Origin of the sequence: Albidovulum sp. (assembly GCF_049646345.1) — a bacterium.
Lineage (GTDB): Bacteria > Pseudomonadota > Alphaproteobacteria > Rhodobacterales > Rhodobacteraceae > Albidovulum.
The window spans coordinates 1-16,449 of the sequence record NZ_JBARVQ010000273.1; the positions used below are offsets into that span (position 1 = coordinate 1).

Below are 16,449 nucleotides of genomic sequence, written 5' to 3' on the forward strand. Positions count from 1 at the left end.
ACGGTGAACGATTCCGTCGTCACCCGTTATGAGATGGATCAGCGCATCCTCTTCCTGCAGATCCTGCGGGCACCGGGCGACCCCGCGACCGAAGCCGAAAAGGGCTTGGTCGACGACCGGCTCAGGATGCAGGCTGCGAAACAGCTGGGCGTGACCGTCAGCGACGCCCAGGTCGAGGCTGGCATGGCCGAATTTGCCGGACGCGCCAATCTGGAGACCGAACAATTCCTTCAGGCGATCGGACAGGGCGGCATCGCCCCTGAAACCTTCCGCGATTTCGTCAAGGCGGGCCTTGCCTGGCGCGAGGTTATTCGTGGCCGGTTCGGGCCGCGCGTCTCCATCACCGAGGCCGAGGTCGACCGCGCCATGTCGGTTGCCGCGCAAAGGGGTTCGGGCCCGCGCGTATTGCTTTCCGAAATCATCTTGCCGCTGACAACAGCCAATCAGCTTGACCAGCGCGACCTCGCAGATGAACTGGCAGGTTCGGTCGGCTCGGAAGCCGCCTTCGCCCAGGCCGCACGCACCCATTCCGCCGCGCCCTCGCGTGAAAATGGCGGCCAGCTTGGCTGGATCCCGATCACCAACCTGCCCCCCCAGGCCCGCCAGATCCTGGCGCAGATGGGCAACGGTCAGGTCAGCCCTCCGATCAATACCGGCAATGCTATTGCCATCTTCCGCCTGCGCGGCCTGCAACAGGGTGGCGAGATCACGGCATCGGGCACCACGGTCGACTATGCGCAATACCTGATCCCGGGTGGCCGCACCGCTGATACACTTGCCGAGGCCGAACGGGTGCGGGGCGAGGTCGATACCTGCGACGACCTCTACCGCGTCGCCCGGGGCAAACCCGTCGAGCAATTGTTGCGCGAGACTCGGGCGCTGAGCACCGTGCCCGCCGATATCGCCGCGGAACTTGCCCGTCTTGACGACAATGAAAGCTCGGTTGCCCTGACACGTGGCAATGCGCTGGTTTTCCTGATGCTCTGCAAGCGGTCAGCGACCCTCGCGCAGGGCACCGATCCGACGATTCCCGTCACCGTCGCCGCCAGCGACCTGCCCGAAGGCACCCCGGCGATTGATCCTGAACTTGGTTACGGTCGGGGGCCGGGCCGGGCCCAGATCCGCGACGAGCTGGTCAACCAGCGCCTTGCCGGTCTGGCCGAAGGCTATCTGGCAGAACTCAGGGCCAACGCGATCATCGTCACGCCGTGAGGCTGGCACCATGACCCTGCCCCCGATCGCGCTGACCTGCGGAGAGCCTGCGGGCATTGGCCCCGAAATCGTAGTAAAGGCCCGGTTGGCGCTGGGGGAGACTGTGCCATTCTTCTGGATCGGCGACCCGGGTCACCTGCCCGAGGGCAGCGACTGGACCGAGATCGCCACGCCCACCGATGCAGTTTCGGTTCCGAAAGGCTGCCTGCCGGTTCTCCGGCACGACTTCCCCGCACCCGCCCGGCCCGGCCTGCCGGCACCGGAGAACGCAGCAGCCGTCATTGCCGTCATCGCCCGTGCGGTCGATCTGGTCATGTGTTGTGATGCATCAGCGCTGTGTACCGCACCGATTCACAAGAAGGCGCTGAAGGATGGCGCCGGGTTCGCCTTTCCGGGCCACACCGAGTATCTTGCCCATCTTGCTGGCGTCGACCGTGTGGTGATGATGCTTGCCTGTGAGGCCCTGCGCGTCGTCCCCGCCACGATCCATATCCCGCTGTCCGAGGTTCCGGAAACCCTGACCGCGACCCTGCTGGAAGAGACCCTCCGCATAACCAATGCGGGCCTGATACGGGATTTCGGTTGCGCACGCCCCCGCCTTGCAGTGGCGGGGCTGAACCCGCATGCAGGGGAAGGTGGCGCGATGGGGCGGGAAGACATCGACCTTATCGCTCCGGTACTCGACCGGTTGCGCGCCGAAGGGATGGAGGTTGCGGGGCCCCTGCCCGCAGATACGATGTTCCACGCAGAAGCGCGGGCGCGTTACGATGCCGCCATCGCCATGTACCACGATCAGGCGCTCATTCCGATCAAGACACTCGACTTCGCAGGAGGTGTGAACCTGACGCTCGGTCTGCCCTTCATCCGCACGTCACCAGACCACGGAACGGCATTCGACATTTCCGGTCGCGGTATCGCGGCCCCTACAAGCCTTGTTGCCGCCCTTCGCATGGCGTGGAGCATGGCAGGAAAACGGGCGCAGAAATGACAACGCAGTCTTCGACTCGCACCATGAATTTTCTCCGAAAATTCGCCGATTTTTCGAAGAAAAATCGTTCACCCGTTCCGACCCGGAGACCGTTATGGCCGCATTAGACGGGCTGCCGCCGCTGCGCGATGTGATTGCCACACATGGCATCGCGGCAAAGAAAAACCTCGGCCAGAACTTCCTTCTCGATCTCAATCTCACTGCCCGGATCGCGCGGTCGGCAGGCGACCTCACACAATGCGACGTGCTCGAGGTCGGCCCCGGCCCCGGCGGATTGACGCGCGGTCTTCTGGCCGAAGGCGCGCGCAAGGTGCTCGCCATCGAAAAGGACGCTCGCTGCCTGCCCGCTTTGGCCGAGATTGGCGCGACCTATCCCGGACGGCTTGAGGTGTTGAACGCAGACGCCCTCGCCGTCGATCCGCTTGCGCATCTGACACCCCCGGTTCGTATCATCGCCAACCTACCCTACAATGTCGGAACAGAACTGCTGGTGCGCTGGCTGACACCGCCCGCCTGGCCCCCCGCCTGGCAAAGCCTGACATTGATGTTCCAGAAAGAGGTCGCCGAGCGGATTGTCGCGCAACCCGGCGACAAAGCCTATGGCCGCCTTGCGATCCTTGCCCGTTGGCTGACCGACCCGCGCATTGTCATGACCTTGCCGCCAGAGGCCTTCACGCCGCCGCCCAAGATCCATTCTGCGGTTGTTCATATGACTGCCCTGCCCGAACCGCGTTACCCCGCCGACGGCAAGGTGCTGAACCGCCTTGTCGCCGCCGGGTTCAACCAACGCCGAAAGATGCTGCGCGCCAGCCTCAGGGGAAGCGCGCCTGAGATCGAGGCAAAGCTGGAAGCCGCCGGGATCAAACCAACCGCACGGGCAGAGGAAATTTCGTTGGAAAGCTGGTGCCGACTGGCGCGGCTTGTCAACGACCTGGGCAACAACACCTGAAGTCTCAGGGTTTCGGTGAATCAGAATTCGAACCTTTTTCGTTCGAATTCAAATACTTGTTATATGAAGTTAACCCGACACGCTTTAAGCGAAACCCGGGTGCACATGGCTGCTGCCAAAAAAACCAAAACCGCGGCACACAGGCCGCGGCTTTCACTCCTGAACCGGTTCGGACCGACCTATTCGGCCGCATCTGCGGGTGGCTCGCCGCCACCATCTGTCGCCGGTTTTGCCGTGTCCTGCTTCTCACGCGGCTTGCGTGGCGCACGCGGGGCCCGAGCAGGCTTTTTTGCCGCAGGCGCGGCCGCCTCTTCCGGTGCCGACGGCAGTTCCGGCATCATCGGGGCCGAGCGTGTGGTCGTCTGACGCGCTTCGGGCGTTTCGACCAGACCCGGCCCTTCATCACCCTCTTCGTCGCGCACCGGCGACATATCGGCGCGCGGCTGTTCATTGCCGTCCCGGTCGTTCCGGTCTTCATGACGCTGGCGCTGGTTGTGCCGGTCACCATTCTGGCCGCCATGGCCATTGCCATCGCCCTGATTCTGGCCACCCTGAGCCTGCCGCGCTTCCTGTTCGCGCTGCATCTCTTTTTGCGCCTCACCCAGCATGCGGGTGTAATGCTCGGCATGCTGAAGGAAGTTCTGCTCTGCCACGCGGTCGTTCGACAATTGCGCGTCACGCGCAAGGGTCAGATATTTATCAATGATCTGCTGCGGTGTGCCGCGGACCTTGCCCTCGGGGCCGGACGAATCGAACACCCGGTTGACTACATTGCCGAGCGAGCGTTGACGGTTCGACTTCGAACGCGAACGGTTCTTGGATGATCTCATGTGCTTTCGTCTGTCCAGGCCATTAGGGCTATGCGCTGTCCTGCCCCGCTCCGCATCCTGCGCCGATTGTAAACGGCTAGAGTGGCGGTTTGTTCTGCTGGGCAAAGTGGTCCGGGCTGACGCAAAAGGTCCGCCCGTCACGCCCCCCTTAATGCATGATGTCGCGGGACGGGCAAGGGAAAACTGATCGGCTCGGCGAAAAAGCCCGTTTTTTCGCAACAATACCGCCAATGACGGCACAGAAATTCCGATTTCCCCGGATCGCGCCTACATTGCACCGCACTCATCCGGCGCACCCTGCCGGTACGCAATCACCACCCGGTCGCGCCCGTCAAGGTCGCGGCGGATTTCGGGTTCGGCGAGTCCCTGCGCCCTCAGCAGATCGGCAACCGCTTCTCCTTGCGTCGGCCCGATCTCAAGGATCAGCCGCCCGCCAGACATCAACCGCGCGCCCGCCCCGGCGGCAATGGCGCGATAGGCGGCAAGCCCGTCACCGCCCGGCGTCAGCGCGCCATGCGGTTCCCAGTCGCGGACCTCTGGGGCAAGCCCCGCCATTTCCGCCGCCGCGATATAGGGCGGGTTCGATACGATAAGGTCGAACCGGCCATTCACCCCGGCAAACCAGTCGGCACAAAGGAACCGCGCCCGGCGCTCAAGTCGAAGATCCGCCGCATTACCCGCCGCCACAGCCAGTGCCGCTTCAGAGATATCCGTGCCGGTTCCCGTCGCGAAGGGCATACCTGCAAGGCAGGACAGCAGGATACAACCCGTCCCGGTGCCAAGATCGAGTATCTTGACGAAGGGCCGCTCCAGCGCCGCCTGCACCAGCAACTCGGTCTCGGGGCGCGGGTCGAGCGTATCGCGGGTCACCCGAAACGTGCATCCGTAAAACGCCCGCTGCCCGGTGATCTGACTGACCGGTTCGCGCGCCATGCGCCGATCCACCAGTGACTTGAATACTTCTAAGGCATCGGCGTCCATGGGATCGGGCAGGATCAGCGTCACCCTGTCCGGCGCGATCCCAAGCGCATGGGCCAGAAGCCGCCGCGCATCGCGGGGCGCCCCGTCGATACCGGCCTCACCCAGCCGCCTTGTGGCGGCGCTCAGCGCCTCGGTACCTGTCATTGTGGCCCACCGGCGCCGACGTTCAGGGCCGAAGGCCCGCGAACGAGGCGTCTCACGCCTCCATCTCCGCAAGCTTTGCCGCCTGATCCTCGGCGATCAGCGCATCGGTAACCTCGGTCAGATCGCCAGCCATGATCTCCGAAAGCCGGTAAAGCGTCAGGCCGATCCGGTGATCGGTCATGCGGCCTTGCGGGTAATTATAGGTGCGGATCCGTTCCGAGCGGTCACCCGATCCCACCTGCGCCTTGCGGTCGGCGGCGCGGGCATCATCGGCGCGCATCCGCTCCATGTCGTAAAGCCGGGCGCGCAGGACGGCCATCGCATTGGCGCGGTTCTGGTGCTGGGACTTCTCAGATGAGGTCACGACGATTCCGGTCGGAACATGGGTGATGCGCACGGCGGAATCGGTCGTGTTCACATGCTGGCCACCAGCACCCGAGGACCGCATCGTATCGATGCGGATATCGCCTGCCGGAATGTCGATCTCCACATCCTCGGCCTCGGGCAGCACCGCGACGGTCGCGGCAGAAGTATGGATGCGCCCCCCCGCTTCCGTTTCGGGCACACGCTGAACCCGGTGGACACCGCTTTCGAATTTGAGCCGCGCAAAGACGCCTTCGCCCTCGATCCGGGCCATGGCTTCCTTGACGCCACCAAGCTCGGTCTCGGCAAGTTCCATGAGGTCAAAGCGCCAGCCCATGCTCTCGGCATATTTTTGGTACATGCGCAGAAGATCGCCCGCGAAAAGGGCGGCCTCCTCACCGCCGGTGCCGGGGCGTATCTCGACAATCGCGGGCCGGGCATCGGCGGCATCCTTCGGCAAAAGCGCGACCCGCAGCCGGGCCTCCATCTCTGGGATGCGGTCCTTCAGACGTGGCAACTCATCCTCAGCCAGCGCCCGCATCTCGGGGTCCGCCAGCATCTCCTCGGCTTCCTCAAGATCAGACAAGGCCTGCCGGTAGGCCGCGATCTCGGCCGTGACCGGCTTCAGCTCGGAATATTCCCGGGACAGCGCGGCGATCTCGGACGGGTCGGCACCAGAGGACAGCTTCGCTTCGAGGAACTCGAAACGGCGCGTGATCTGGTCGAGCTTGTCCAACGGTACCATCCCGGCGGTTTGACCTGTCGCCGGGCAGCGGTCAAGGGGGGAGAGGCCGGGGGCTGCCTGACCCCGGACCCCCGGGAGTATTTGCAAACAGAAGAAGTTCAGGAGGTGAGTTGGCCAATCCAGTCCTGAAGCCGGGTTTTGTTGACGCCAAAGTCCTTGCGACCGAAGCGTAGCCGGGCATGGAGAACAAGAACGGTGGAAGGACCTTCCATGCGGGCTGCGGCAGTTGTGTAGTCAGGAAAACCAAAGACTGCTGAGCGCGTAACCCAGGTGATCAGACCATCTTCGGGACTGCCGGCCAGCCGCACCGTACACGGCGTCTCCAAGGCAATGGCATCGAGGCGGGCGAGGACATCTTCCGGCCTCTGCCCCGGTACAGTGACGGCAGCCCGCGCGCCCCCCTCTTCGACAATCACAGGATCGGCACCGGGGGAAAGAAACGTCCACCCGCCGGTACCCTGCGCTTCGGGCCTCACATGCCAACGCACCGGGTCGGAGGGGGCAAGGCGGATATAGGCCATGCCCCCGGCGATGATAAGCGCAAGAAGTGCGAAAGCCATCCTCATCCCTTCCGCCGTGTCCAGCCGTAAAGGCAGATCAACTCATGCGCGACATGGGCGCCGGCAATGGCTGTGGCGCCTGTCGTGTCATAGGCGGGCGAAACCTCGACCACATCGCCGCCGACAATGTTGATCCCCGCCAGATCACGCAGGATCGCCGCGACCTGCCAAGAGGCCAGCCCCCCCCAGACCGGCGTGCCGGTGCCCGGCGCGAAAGCCGGGTCGAGGCAGTCGATATCGAAAGTAAGATAGGTCGGCAGATCACCGACGATCCCCTTGATCTTTTGCACCACCGCCGCCGGACCCGTCTCATGCACTTCGCGCGCATCGATCACGTTCACCCCCATCAAATCGTCGTTATGGGTGCGGATGCCGACCTGCACTGAGGTCGCCGGATCGACGATGCCCGACTTGATCGCCTTGTAGAACATCGTGCCATGATCGATCCGGGTGAAATCATCATCCGCCCAGGTGTCGGAATGGGCATCGAAATGGAGAAGTGAAAGCGGCCCGAATTTCTCGGCATAGGCCTTGAGGATCGGAAAGGTGATGTAGTGATCGCCACCCAAAGTCACCGTCCCCGGCCCGGCGGCAAGGATGCCCCGGATATGGGCGGTCAGCGTATCGGGAAAGTCAGAGACCTTGGCATAGTCGAAGGCGAGATCGCCGTAATCGACGATCTCCATCTCATCCAATGGCGAATAACCCCAGCCATAGGGCGGATCGAAGGGCTGCAGGCTTGATGCCTCGCGTACCGCGCGGGGGCCGAACCGGGTGCCGGTCCGGTGCGTCACCGCCTGATCGAAGGGCACACCGGTGATCGCCAGATCAACGCCACTCAGGTCCTTCGTGTAGCGCCGCCGCAAGAAACTCGTGGCGCCGCCAAAGGCGTTTTCATAAGCAAGGCCGCGCCGGTCCTTGCGGGTGAAAGCGAGGTCAACCTCGCTCTTTGCATCTTCCAAAGCCATGATGGGGCTCCGTGAAAGGGTCTGGCGTCATTCAAGCCGGAGACGCCGCCGATCCGGATGCGCCCAACCCACCGGATTACAACAGATTCGTCAAGCATTTTGATCAAATTAGGGCGCCAACGGGCCCCATCCGCCCCGGCACGGGGCGGATGGGGAGCATATCTTGCGGCCCGCACTTCGCGGGCCGCTCCGCTGGATCAGACCGGCTGGGCCTGTTCCACGAGGCGGACAAAAAAGCTCGCGCCAAAGGGTGCGGCTTCGTCGTTGAACTCATAGGCCGGGTGGTGCAGGCCCGCGCCTTCCCCCTGGCCAAGAAAGAGGTAGCAACCCGGACGCTGTTCAAGAAGGTAGGAAAAATCCTCGGCCCCCATCTCGCGCCCGGCATCGTCAGCGACACCGGCGGCCCCCGCGACCTCGCGTGCCACGCCGGCGGCAAAGGCTGTGCGGCCGGGATCGTTCACGGTTGCCGGATAGCCCAGCTCATAATCGACCTGGGCCCTAACCCCGTAAGAGGCCGCCTGCCCCGCGACAATCTCCTCGAACCGGCGTTTGACCTGCTGTCGCACATCCCCGCGGAAGGTGCGGATCGTCGCGCCGAACCAGCCGGTTTCGGGGATGATGTTATTGGCACTGCCCGCATGGATTTCCGTCACCGACACGACAACCTCATCGAGCGGGCTGACCGTGCGGCTGGCAATGGTCTGGAGCGCCGCGACCATGCCGACCATGGCAGGGATCGGATCGATGCAGGCATGGGGATAGGCGCCGTGCCCCCCCTTGCCGGTCACCACCACCCGCGCCGTATCGACCGCAGCCATGATCGGGCCGGGCGTGGTGACGAATCGTCCCAAAGCCACGGTCGGCGTATTGTGCAGCGCATAGACCTCACCGATACCAAACCGGTCGAGGATGCCTTCGCGCACCATCACCTCACCGCCACCGCCATCCTCCTCGGCGGGCTGAAAGATCAGCGCCACACGACCCCGGAAGCGCCGTGTTTCGGCCAGATACTTTGCCGCACCAAGCAGCATCGCGGTATGGCCGTCATGTCCACAGGCATGCATGACACCCGGCACGGTCGAGGCATGGGGCACCCCGGTAGCCTCGGTGATCGGCAGCGCATCCATGTCGGCGCGCAGGCCAATGGTCGGCCCCTCACCCTGCCCTTCTATGATCGCGACGATGCCGCTGGTCGCGATCCCCTCATGGATCTCATCCACCCCGATCTCCCGCAACCGCGCCGCCACGAAAGCCGCCGTCTTGTGACAGTCAAAGCTCAGCTCGGGATGCGCGTGCAGATGACGCCGCCATTCCGCCATTTCGGGCGCGAAATCGGCAATGCGGTTCAGGACGGGCATGTGGACTCTCTGCAATCATTGCGAATACTGACCACATGACCGCAATTTCGGGAACTCCGCAATGACCCATGACCGCGCCGCCTCGGACCGCCTTATTCACGATCCCGAGGGCGGGTTGCCACGGCTGCTGGAGATCATGGCCCGGCTGCGAGACCCGGCCTCTGGCTGCCCCTGGGATATCGAACAGGATTTCGCGACGATCGCGCCCTATACGATCGAAGAGGCGTATGAGGTTGCCGACGCGATCGAGCGCGGGTCATGGGGCGAACTTGAAGGCGAATTAGGCGATCTGTTGTTCCAGACCGTCTACCACACCCAGATGGGGGCCGAGGCAGGGCATTTCAGTTTTGACAGTGTGACCCGGGCGATTTCCGACAAGATGGTCGCCCGCCACCCACATGTCTTCGGCGATGAAAGCCGTGAAAAATCCGCCGAACAGCAGACCAGTGACTGGGAGAGGCTGAAGGCCGCCGAACGGGCGGGTAAAGCGGAACGCGGCACGCTGGATGGTGTGGCGGTTGGCCTGCCCGCCTTGACCCGTGCGGTAAAACTGCAAAACCGCGCGGCGCGGGTTGGCTTCGACTGGCCCTCTACCGATGAGGTGATCGACAAGATCACCGAGGAGGCGCGCGAGCTGAACGAGGCGCGCGACACGTTGACTGAAGCGGAAGTGTTCGAGGAATTCGGCGATCTTCTATTCGTCATCGCCAATCTTGCCCGGCACCTGAAGATCGATCCCGAAGCCGCCTTGCGTGCCGCCAATGCCAAGTTCACCCGACGCTTTCAGTCCATAGAAACCGCACTCGCGACCCAAGGCAAACGGCCCGAGGACAGCAATCTGGCCGAGATGGATGCGCTATGGGATGCGGCCAAGCTGACTGAAAAGGCGAAAGCCGCCCTGACACCATCGGATCAATAACGAAGATAATCCCGACTTCTTTAATCGGGTATTGACGGCCTCCCGCCGCTCGGCGATAAGGGCGTCAATATCTGACTAAAGGAGTCGACTATGTTTACCCGCACCCCGATTTTCGCACTGTCGCTCATTGCGCTCGCTGGCCCCGCCCTTGCTGATGAGGTCAACGTCTATTCCCTGCGCCAGCCAGAGCTTGTTCAGCCGCTGTTCGACAAGTTCACCGAAGAAACCGGCATCGCAGTCAATGTCGCGCATATCGACAAGGGCATGGTCGAGCGGCTCGTCTCGGAAGGCGATCGCAGCCCGGCGGATCTGGTGATGACCGTCGATATCGCCAAGCTGGCGCAGGTGGTCGAGGCAGGCGTGACCCAGCCGGTCACCTCCGACGTCCTCGCCGCCAATATCCCCGCTGAATTCCGCGACCCCGGCAACCAGTGGTTTGGCCTCACGACCCGCGCCCGTGTTGTCTATGCCTCAAAGGACCGCGTCGCCGATGGCGAGGTCACGACCTATGAAGACCTGACCGACCCGAAATGGCAGGGCCGCATCTGCACCCGCCCGGGCACGCATGACTACAACCTTGGCCTGATGGCGGCGATGATCGAACATCACGACGCCGACTATGCGAGGGAATGGGCGACGGGTCTGCGCGCCAATCTCGCGAAAAAGCCCGAGGGCAATGACCGCGCACAGGTTAAGTCGATCTGGGCCGGGGAATGCGATATCTCGCTGGGCAACACCTATTACATGGGCGCGATGCTGGCCGATCCAGAACAGACCGAATGGGCCAATTCGGTGCGCATCATCTTCCCGACATTCGAAGGTGACGGCACCCACATGAACGTTTCGGGCGTGGCGATGACCAAGGCGGCGCCGAATCACGATGCGGCACTGAAACTGATGGAATTCCTGTCCTCGGACGAAGCGCAGGCGATCTATGCCGAGACGAATTATGAATTCCCGGTCAAACCCGGCGTCGCAAAATCCGATCTGGTGGCAAGCTGGGGCGAATTCACGCCCGACAGCCTCAACCTGATGGAAGTCGCCAAGTCGCGGCCCGAGGCGCTGAAGCTGATGGAAGAAGTAAACTTCGACGGCTGAAGCATCTGAAAAACATAGAAAATACCTGCACGGAGTTCGGGCCTGAACGGTTCGGACTCCGTTTTCATTTTAACCCGCAAACACAGCGCTCACTGCGCCGGAATGTTAACAGAAGATGAACAGGCGGTTTTGATTGAGTTCAGACGCCATGTGCCACATTTGTGTCATCAAGGGGACGGAATTCCTTCGAATCGCAGACCAACATGCAGCGAAAGGGTTCCAAGGGGAAAAGGTGGAGACGATTGCTGACGCGTATTGAGACCAACGCTTGCGGAAATGTGCACCCTTTCATGGGTGCGATCACGGAAACCCATAGCGGTTCGACGATCACGAAGCGGATCGGACGTGGTAACAACGGCACCGCCTCCGACAGGTTCCCGCCCATCGAGGATGTTCTGCGCGACGACCGTCTGTTCGACCGTCTTGCAGCCGTAGCCTGACCATTCCCCGACAAGCGCCCTGTGTGGCGCCGATGCCAGTCGCGCTATCTGACCCGATGCGCGTCAACGCGCCTTCAGCGCATCCTCCAGCAGCACGCGCACCGCATCGCCCGGCACATCGGATGTGACAAACGCCTCACCGATCCCGCGCGCCAGGATGAAGCGCAACCGGCCATCCACCACTTTCTTGTCCTGCGCCATAAGGGCAATCAAGGCATCGGCATCGGGAAGATCGCCCGGAATGTCGGCCAGATCCACCTTCATCCCCATTGCCTTCAGATGCGCCCGCACCCGGCTGGGTGCCTCCTGCGAACATAAGCCCAGACGCTGGCTGAGTTCGAATGCCAGCGCGCAACCAATCGCCACGCCTTCACCATGCAGCAGCCGGTCGGAATAGCCCGTCGCGGCTTCCAGCGCATGGCAGAAGGTATGGCCGAGGTTCAACAGCGCCCTGTCGCCCTGCTCGGTTTCATCCCGCTCGACGATCCGGGCCTTCATCTCGACCGACCGGCGCACCGCGTATTGCCGCGCGCCGACTTCGCCCGCTGACAGCGCCGGGCCGTTCGCCTCAAGCCAGTCGAAAAATACGGCATCCCCCAGCAGCCCGTATTTCACCACCTCGCCATATCCAGACAGGAAATCGCGGGCGGGCAAAGTGCCCAGAACATCGATATCGGCCAGCACCAGCGAGGGCTGGTGAAAAGCCCCGATCAGGTTCTTGCCATGGGTTGAATTGATCCCGGTCTTGCCGCCCACCGAACTGTCGACCTGTGCCAGAAGCGAGGTCGGGATCTGCACAAAACGCACGCCACGACGCAGGACAGCGGCGGCAAAGCCCGCCAGATCGCCGATCACCCCGCCACCAAGGGCGATGACAATGTCGCGCCGCTCGACCTTTTCGGCCAGAAGCCAGTCAACCGCGCGGGAAAATTGCGGCCAGCCCTTGGTCGCCTCGCCCGCAGGCAGGGCAAGCGCGGTCATCGTCACATCGCCAAGCCCCTCGCGCAGGGCTTCAAGGTGCAGCGCGCTTACTGTCTCATCCGTCAGGACAGCAACGCGGGGCCGGGCCAGAAGCGGCGCGATTTCAGCCCCGGCGCGCGCCAGCAGCCCCGCACCGATCCGGACATCATAGCTGCGCTCGCCCAGCGAGACCCGAACTCTGTCGATGCCTGTGGTCATTCCATCTCCATTACGTCATGCCGCCCGGACAAAGCCGCCATGACCTTGCGGGCCATATCCTCGATCGAATAGTCTGGCTTCGATTCAACCGTGATCCCCGCCAGCGCATAGACGGGCTGGCGGGCGTCAAAAAGCCCTGCCAGCGTTGCCTTGGGATCGGCGGTGCGCAACAAGGGACGCGTCGTCTTGTGCCGGACCCGCTGCCAGAGCAGGTCCAGATCGGCCTTGAGCCAGACCGCCACCCCTTTTTCTTCAATGACCACCCGGTTGTCAGGCGCCAGAAAGGCACCGCCGCCGGTCGACAGAATACACGGACTGCCCGCCAGAAGACGCGACAGAACTTCCGATTCCCGTGCCCGGAAAAAGGGCTCGCCGTCGCGGGCAAAAATCTCGGCCACGGTCATGTTTGCGGCGCGCTCGATCTCATCGTCCGAGTCAAGGAACGGCACCTCCAGCAACCGGGCAAGCGCGTTTCCGACAGCCGTTTTCCCGGCCCCCATCATCCCCACCAGCACGACCGTCTTTTTCAGTTTCCCCTTCACATTCCGTCCTTTCGGCCCCGTTCTGGCGCAGTACCGCCCACGGGAAAACTTTCTGCCCTGAATGGCGTGAACTCGCAGAAAATGCCATATATAATCCGCGTGAATTTGCCGACCGCTTTGAAACGCGCGATGGCAGGGAAGATCGGACAGGTGGAACAGGCAGTGCCACCTTCCCGGAAATGAACGAAAAAACGACGGCAGGATTGAATGTTCCGAATTCTCAAGGTGATCCTCATTCTGGCGATACTCGCCGTTATCGGGCTGACGGGCTATGCCTATCTGGGTGACATGACGCCTGAACGCAGTGATGTAAGCGAACCGGTTGAGCTGAATGTGGGCCAGTAAGGCACTTGTTCTGCCCGTGCTGCTTTGCATCGGCACCGGGCTTAGCGCCGCGAATGCCCAGAGTGATGCGCCGATGTCGGCGATCGACTGGCTGTCGAAGTCCGTGGCCAGCCCGGCAATCGCCATTCCCGGCATCAGAAATGAACCGCCCGTGACAGACGGCGCGGCCCCTCGGACGATTGTCGTTCGGCCCATCGACGGGCCGTCCCTGGATGGGCTGGGGCTGTTGTCGGTCGCGAAGACCGGTTTGCCGCGCGATCTCTGGGGCACGACCTCATCGGCAGAGCTTGCCCGCCTGATCCGGGCCGAGCGCATCAATACCCTGCCCGCGATCCAGTCATTGCTCTACACGCTCATGCTGGCCGAAGTGGCACCACCCGCGGATTCCGACGGGTCCGGCGCGATCTTTCTCGCACGGGTGGACAAACTTCTCGACCTCGGTGCGCTCGATCCCGCATTGGCGCTGCTGGAAATGACCAAAACGCCCGAGCCGGAGCCCTTCCGCCGCTGGTTCGACATCGCCCTGCTGATCGGGCGCGAGGATCGGGCCTGCGACATCATGCTGGAAACCCCGCAGATCGCGCCCACCTTTCCGGCGCGCATCTTCTGTCTTGCGCGCAGCGGCGACTGGAATGCCGCCGCCCTGTCGCTGCGCACGGGCGAGACGCTTGGCTTCATCGAGCCCGAGATGGCCGCCCTTCTGGAACGCTTCCTCGACCCCGAATTGTTTGAGGGCGAGCCGGACCTGCCGATGCCCGCCCGGCCCTCGCCGCTGGTGCTGAGGCTGATGGAGGCCATCGGTCAGCCGCTGCCGACGACCACCCTGCCCCTGGCCTTCGCTCAGGCAGATCTCAGGTCGAATGCGGGCTGGAAGACCCGGCTGGAGGCCGGAGAACGGCTGGCCCGAACCGGCGCGATTGAGCCGAACCGCCTGCTTGGCCTTTACACCGAACGCAAGGCCGCCGCCTCGGGCGGGGTCTGGGAACGTGTCGATGCCATTCAGCGACTGGAAGCCGCGCTCGGCCTCCGGGACGCAGGCACCATTGGCCGGTTGTTGCCCGACACCTGGGCGATGATGGTCGAGGCCGAACTGGAAGTACCGTTCGCCGCCCTCTATGGCAGCCGCCTTGCCGGTCTGGATCTGTCCGGTGACGCAGGACTGCTCGCCTTTCGCATCGGGCTTTTGTCTGCGGATTATGAAAGCATCGCACGCGCACACACGCCACAGGATGCGGAAGAGCGGTTCCTGATCGGGTTGGCGACCGGCAGCCCGCTTGGGATGAAGCCGCCCGATCAGTTGGGTGCCGCGATCCAGCGGGCCTTCCTGCCCGCCCCCCGCCCCTCCGATGCCTTTTCACGCCTGCTCGACGAAAAGCGGCTGGGCGAGGCTTTGCTTCTTGGCATCGACCACATCACCGAAGGCGCGCGGGGCGAGCTGCGCGACGTGACCGACGGGCTGGAGCTTTTGCGCCATGTCGGGCTGGAAACCACCGCCCGCCGCGCGGCGCTGGAACTGGTGCTGCTGGAACGGCGGGGATAGGCCATGGCCGGGGCGGATCTCTGGATTTCAGCCTTTCTCGACGCTCAGGCCGCCGAACAGGGCTCTGCCCGCAATACGCTGCTGGGTTATGGCCGCGATCTGCAGGATTTCGCGGATTGGCTGACACGGCGCGGGCAGACATTCGAGACTGTAGAGCGGGACCAGATCGAAGCCTATCTGATTGCCTGCGAGGCCGAGGGGCTGTCACGCGCCACCCGCGCCCGGCGTCTGTCGTCGATCCGACAATTGTTCCGCTTTGCCTATGAGGACGGGCGGCGGACCGACAATCCGGCGATCCAGATCAAGGGGCCGGGCCGGGCCAAGAGCCTGCCAAAGATACTGAGCGTGGCCGAGGTTGAGGCATTGTTGACGGCGACCCGGACAAGCGGCCGTAACCCGTCCGAAAACCTGCGCAATATCTGTCTGATGGAACTGCTCTATGCGACCGGTATGCGGGTCAGCGAACTGGTCGGCCTGCCGGTATCCGCCGCACGCGGCGATCCGCGCATGCTTTTGGTCAGGGGCAAGGGCGACAAGGAACGCATGGTGCCGCTTTCGACACCTGCAAGGGAGGCGCTTGTCGTGTGGCTGGCGTTCCGGGACAAGGCCGAGGACGTGGCACGGCGCGAATGTGGCACCCCGCCCGGCAAGCACCTGTTTCCCGCGCGCGGCCGTGCCGGTCACATGACCCGTCAGGCCTTCCACGGGCTTTTGAAGGATATCGCCGCAGCCGCCGGCATCAATCCCGCCCGCGTGACACCGCATGTCCTGCGCCATGCCTTCGCCACCCATCTGCTGGCAGGCGGCGCCGATCTGCGGGCGATCCAGACCATGCTGGGGCACGCTGATATCGCCACGACCGAGATCTACACCCATGTGCTGGACGAACGGCTGAAAGAGCTGGTGCTGGAGCATCACCCGCTTGCCCGCGACGCGGACTGATCACCGCCCCCGTCCCGGACCTGATCCGGGACCTCCCCGGTCGGCCGACAACACGTGCCTTGAGGTTTTCCTTCTGGTGAACGCGAGTTCCCAGACTATCTGTCACCTGAAATCTTCCGACGACCTCAGAGTGACAACACCTTTCATATCGGTTGTCTGGCAAATGGACCGGTCCACAAAGCAGACCTGCCAAGCGGTCGGTTCGCATGCAAGAGATGCGGACGAAGCCGCCTTTTGCTGGTGCAGCTATTGCTCATGCAGCAATTCCTCGCATCTGCGGCGGCATCTAATCAGCGATGCAGCGGATTTCACGAACCAGACATTCACCGGTGCTGATCTCGCCGGA

The 16,449-nt window shown here is 63.3% G+C and carries 17 protein-coding genes; 9 read left to right on the forward strand and 8 right to left on the reverse strand.

Going from position 1 to position 16,449, the window contains the following annotated elements:
* The 3 genes from WBB85_RS06490 to rsmA all read left to right on the forward strand — a co-directional run.
* Window positions 1-1,212: peptidylprolyl isomerase (locus WBB85_RS06490; protein ID WP_432637811.1), on the forward strand; the 1,212-nt coding region annotated here is incomplete at its 5' end.
* Between the two features lie 10 nt (window positions 1,213-1,222).
* Window positions 1,223-2,200 (forward strand): 4-hydroxythreonine-4-phosphate dehydrogenase PdxA, encoded by a 978-nt coding sequence (gene pdxA / locus WBB85_RS06495; protein ID WP_432637812.1) that lies wholly within the window; start codon window positions 1,223-1,225, stop codon window positions 2,198-2,200.
* A gap of 94 nt (window positions 2,201-2,294) precedes the next feature.
* Window positions 2,295-3,149, forward strand: a complete 855-nt coding sequence (gene rsmA, locus WBB85_RS06500) for a 16S rRNA (adenine(1518)-N(6)/adenine(1519)-N(6))-dimethyltransferase RsmA (RefSeq protein ID WP_432637813.1) — start codon at window positions 2,295-2,297, stop codon at window positions 3,147-3,149.
* Between the two features lie 179 nt (window positions 3,150-3,328).
* Here rsmA and WBB85_RS06505 read toward each other — a convergent pair whose 3' ends face one another.
* The 6 genes from WBB85_RS06505 to WBB85_RS06530 form a co-directional block, all read right to left on the reverse strand.
* Window positions 3,329-3,979, reverse strand: coding sequence for a DUF4167 domain-containing protein (locus WBB85_RS06505; RefSeq protein WP_432637814.1), 651 nt, complete (start codon window positions 3,977-3,979; stop codon window positions 3,329-3,331).
* A 267-nt stretch (window positions 3,980-4,246) separates the two neighbouring features.
* Window positions 4,247-5,104 carry a peptide chain release factor N(5)-glutamine methyltransferase gene (prmC, locus tag WBB85_RS06510; RefSeq protein WP_432637815.1) on the reverse strand — a complete coding sequence of 286 codons (858 nt, stop codon included), beginning with the start codon at window positions 5,102-5,104 and terminating at the stop codon, window positions 4,247-4,249.
* Between the two features lie 52 nt (window positions 5,105-5,156).
* Window positions 5,157-6,212 carry a peptide chain release factor 1 gene (prfA, locus tag WBB85_RS06515; RefSeq protein WP_432637816.1) on the reverse strand — a complete coding sequence of 352 codons (1,056 nt, stop codon included), beginning with the start codon at window positions 6,210-6,212 and terminating at the stop codon, window positions 5,157-5,159.
* 98 nt (window positions 6,213-6,310) lie between these two features.
* The gene (locus WBB85_RS06520; RefSeq protein ID WP_432637817.1) at window positions 6,311-6,772 is read right to left on the reverse strand and encodes a DUF1499 domain-containing protein; all 462 of its coding nucleotides are present in this window, start codon (window positions 6,770-6,772) and stop codon (window positions 6,311-6,313) included.
* 2 nt (window positions 6,773-6,774) lie between these two features.
* Window positions 6,775-7,740 (reverse strand): agmatinase, encoded by a 966-nt coding sequence (gene speB, locus WBB85_RS06525; protein ID WP_432637818.1) that lies wholly within the window; start codon window positions 7,738-7,740, stop codon window positions 6,775-6,777.
* 197 nt (window positions 7,741-7,937) lie between these two features.
* Window positions 7,938-9,098, reverse strand: coding sequence for a M20 aminoacylase family protein (locus WBB85_RS06530; RefSeq protein WP_432637819.1), 1,161 nt, complete (start codon window positions 9,096-9,098; stop codon window positions 7,938-7,940).
* Between the two features lie 61 nt (window positions 9,099-9,159).
* On the opposite strand from WBB85_RS06530, the gene mazG reads away from it, so the two are divergent.
* From mazG to WBB85_RS06545, 3 genes are all read left to right on the forward strand, one after another.
* Complete coding sequence (gene mazG, locus WBB85_RS06535; RefSeq protein WP_432637820.1) at window positions 9,160-10,017, forward strand: nucleoside triphosphate pyrophosphohydrolase; 858 nt, start codon at window positions 9,160-9,162, stop codon at window positions 10,015-10,017.
* Between the two features lie 90 nt (window positions 10,018-10,107).
* The gene (locus WBB85_RS06540) at window positions 10,108-11,115 is read left to right on the forward strand and encodes a Fe(3+) ABC transporter substrate-binding protein (RefSeq protein ID WP_432637821.1); all 1,008 of its coding nucleotides are present in this window, start codon (window positions 10,108-10,110) and stop codon (window positions 11,113-11,115) included.
* 290 nt (window positions 11,116-11,405) lie between these two features.
* Entirely contained in the window at window positions 11,406-11,555 is a 150-nt protein-coding gene (locus tag WBB85_RS06545) for a hypothetical protein (protein WP_432637822.1), read from the forward strand.
* A 63-nt stretch (window positions 11,556-11,618) separates the two neighbouring features.
* Here WBB85_RS06545 and aroB read toward each other — a convergent pair whose 3' ends face one another.
* Both aroB and WBB85_RS06555 read right to left on the reverse strand, forming a co-directional pair.
* Window positions 11,619-12,734 (reverse strand): 3-dehydroquinate synthase, encoded by a 1,116-nt coding sequence (aroB, locus tag WBB85_RS06550; RefSeq protein WP_432637823.1) that lies wholly within the window; start codon window positions 12,732-12,734, stop codon window positions 11,619-11,621.
* Window positions 12,731-13,276, reverse strand: a complete 546-nt coding sequence (locus WBB85_RS06555) for a shikimate kinase (RefSeq protein WP_432637824.1) — start codon at window positions 13,274-13,276, stop codon at window positions 12,731-12,733. The genes aroB and WBB85_RS06555 overlap by 4 nt, the downstream gene beginning before the upstream one ends.
* 207 nt (window positions 13,277-13,483) lie before the next feature.
* On the opposite strand from WBB85_RS06555, the gene WBB85_RS06560 reads away from it, so the two are divergent.
* The 3 genes from WBB85_RS06560 to WBB85_RS06570 are packed head-to-tail and all read left to right on the forward strand — an operon-like array spanning window position 13,484 to window position 16,103.
* Entirely contained in the window at window positions 13,484-13,621 is a 138-nt protein-coding gene (locus WBB85_RS06560) for a hypothetical protein (RefSeq protein WP_432637825.1), read from the forward strand.
* Window positions 13,608-15,161 (forward strand): hypothetical protein, encoded by a 1,554-nt coding sequence (locus tag WBB85_RS06565; protein ID WP_432637826.1) that lies wholly within the window; start codon window positions 13,608-13,610, stop codon window positions 15,159-15,161. The genes WBB85_RS06560 and WBB85_RS06565 overlap by 14 nt, the downstream gene beginning before the upstream one ends.
* A gap of 3 nt (window positions 15,162-15,164) precedes the next feature.
* Entirely contained in the window at window positions 15,165-16,103 is a 939-nt protein-coding gene (locus WBB85_RS06570; RefSeq protein ID WP_432637827.1) for a site-specific tyrosine recombinase XerD, read from the forward strand.
* Window positions 16,104-16,449 lie beyond the last annotated feature (346 nt).

Excerpts from the sequence above, each read along its gene's own strand:
- pdxA (WP_432637812.1), top strand. The coding sequence starts at position 1,223 with ATGACCCTGCCCCCGATCGCGCTGACCTGCGGAGAGCCTGCGGGCATT.
- rsmA (WP_432637813.1), top strand. The coding sequence starts at position 2,295 with ATGGCCGCATTAGACGGGCTGCCGCCGCTGCGCGATGTGATTGCCACA.
- WBB85_RS06505 (WP_432637814.1), bottom strand. The coding sequence starts at position 3,979 with ATGAGATCATCCAAGAACCGTTCGCGTTCGAAGTCGAACCGTCAACGC.
- prmC (WP_432637815.1), bottom strand. The coding sequence starts at position 5,104 with ATGACAGGTACCGAGGCGCTGAGCGCCGCCACAAGGCGGCTGGGTGAG.
- prfA (WP_432637816.1), bottom strand. The coding sequence starts at position 6,212 with ATGGTACCGTTGGACAAGCTCGACCAGATCACGCGCCGTTTCGAGTTC.
- WBB85_RS06520 (WP_432637817.1), bottom strand. The coding sequence starts at position 6,772 with ATGGCTTTCGCACTTCTTGCGCTTATCATCGCCGGGGGCATGGCCTAT.
- speB (WP_432637818.1), bottom strand. The coding sequence starts at position 7,740 with ATGGCTTTGGAAGATGCAAAGAGCGAGGTTGACCTCGCTTTCACCCGC.
- WBB85_RS06530 (WP_432637819.1), bottom strand. The coding sequence starts at position 9,098 with ATGCCCGTCCTGAACCGCATTGCCGATTTCGCGCCCGAAATGGCGGAA.
- mazG (WP_432637820.1), top strand. The coding sequence starts at position 9,160 with ATGACCCATGACCGCGCCGCCTCGGACCGCCTTATTCACGATCCCGAG.
- WBB85_RS06540 (WP_432637821.1), top strand. The coding sequence starts at position 10,108 with ATGTTTACCCGCACCCCGATTTTCGCACTGTCGCTCATTGCGCTCGCT.
- WBB85_RS06545 (WP_432637822.1), top strand. The coding sequence starts at position 11,406 with ATGGGTGCGATCACGGAAACCCATAGCGGTTCGACGATCACGAAGCGG.
- aroB (WP_432637823.1), bottom strand. The coding sequence starts at position 12,734 with ATGACCACAGGCATCGACAGAGTTCGGGTCTCGCTGGGCGAGCGCAGC.
- WBB85_RS06560 (WP_432637825.1), top strand. The coding sequence starts at position 13,484 with ATGTTCCGAATTCTCAAGGTGATCCTCATTCTGGCGATACTCGCCGTT.
- WBB85_RS06565 (WP_432637826.1), top strand. The coding sequence starts at position 13,608 with ATGTGGGCCAGTAAGGCACTTGTTCTGCCCGTGCTGCTTTGCATCGGC.
- WBB85_RS06570 (WP_432637827.1), top strand. The coding sequence starts at position 15,165 with ATGGCCGGGGCGGATCTCTGGATTTCAGCCTTTCTCGACGCTCAGGCC.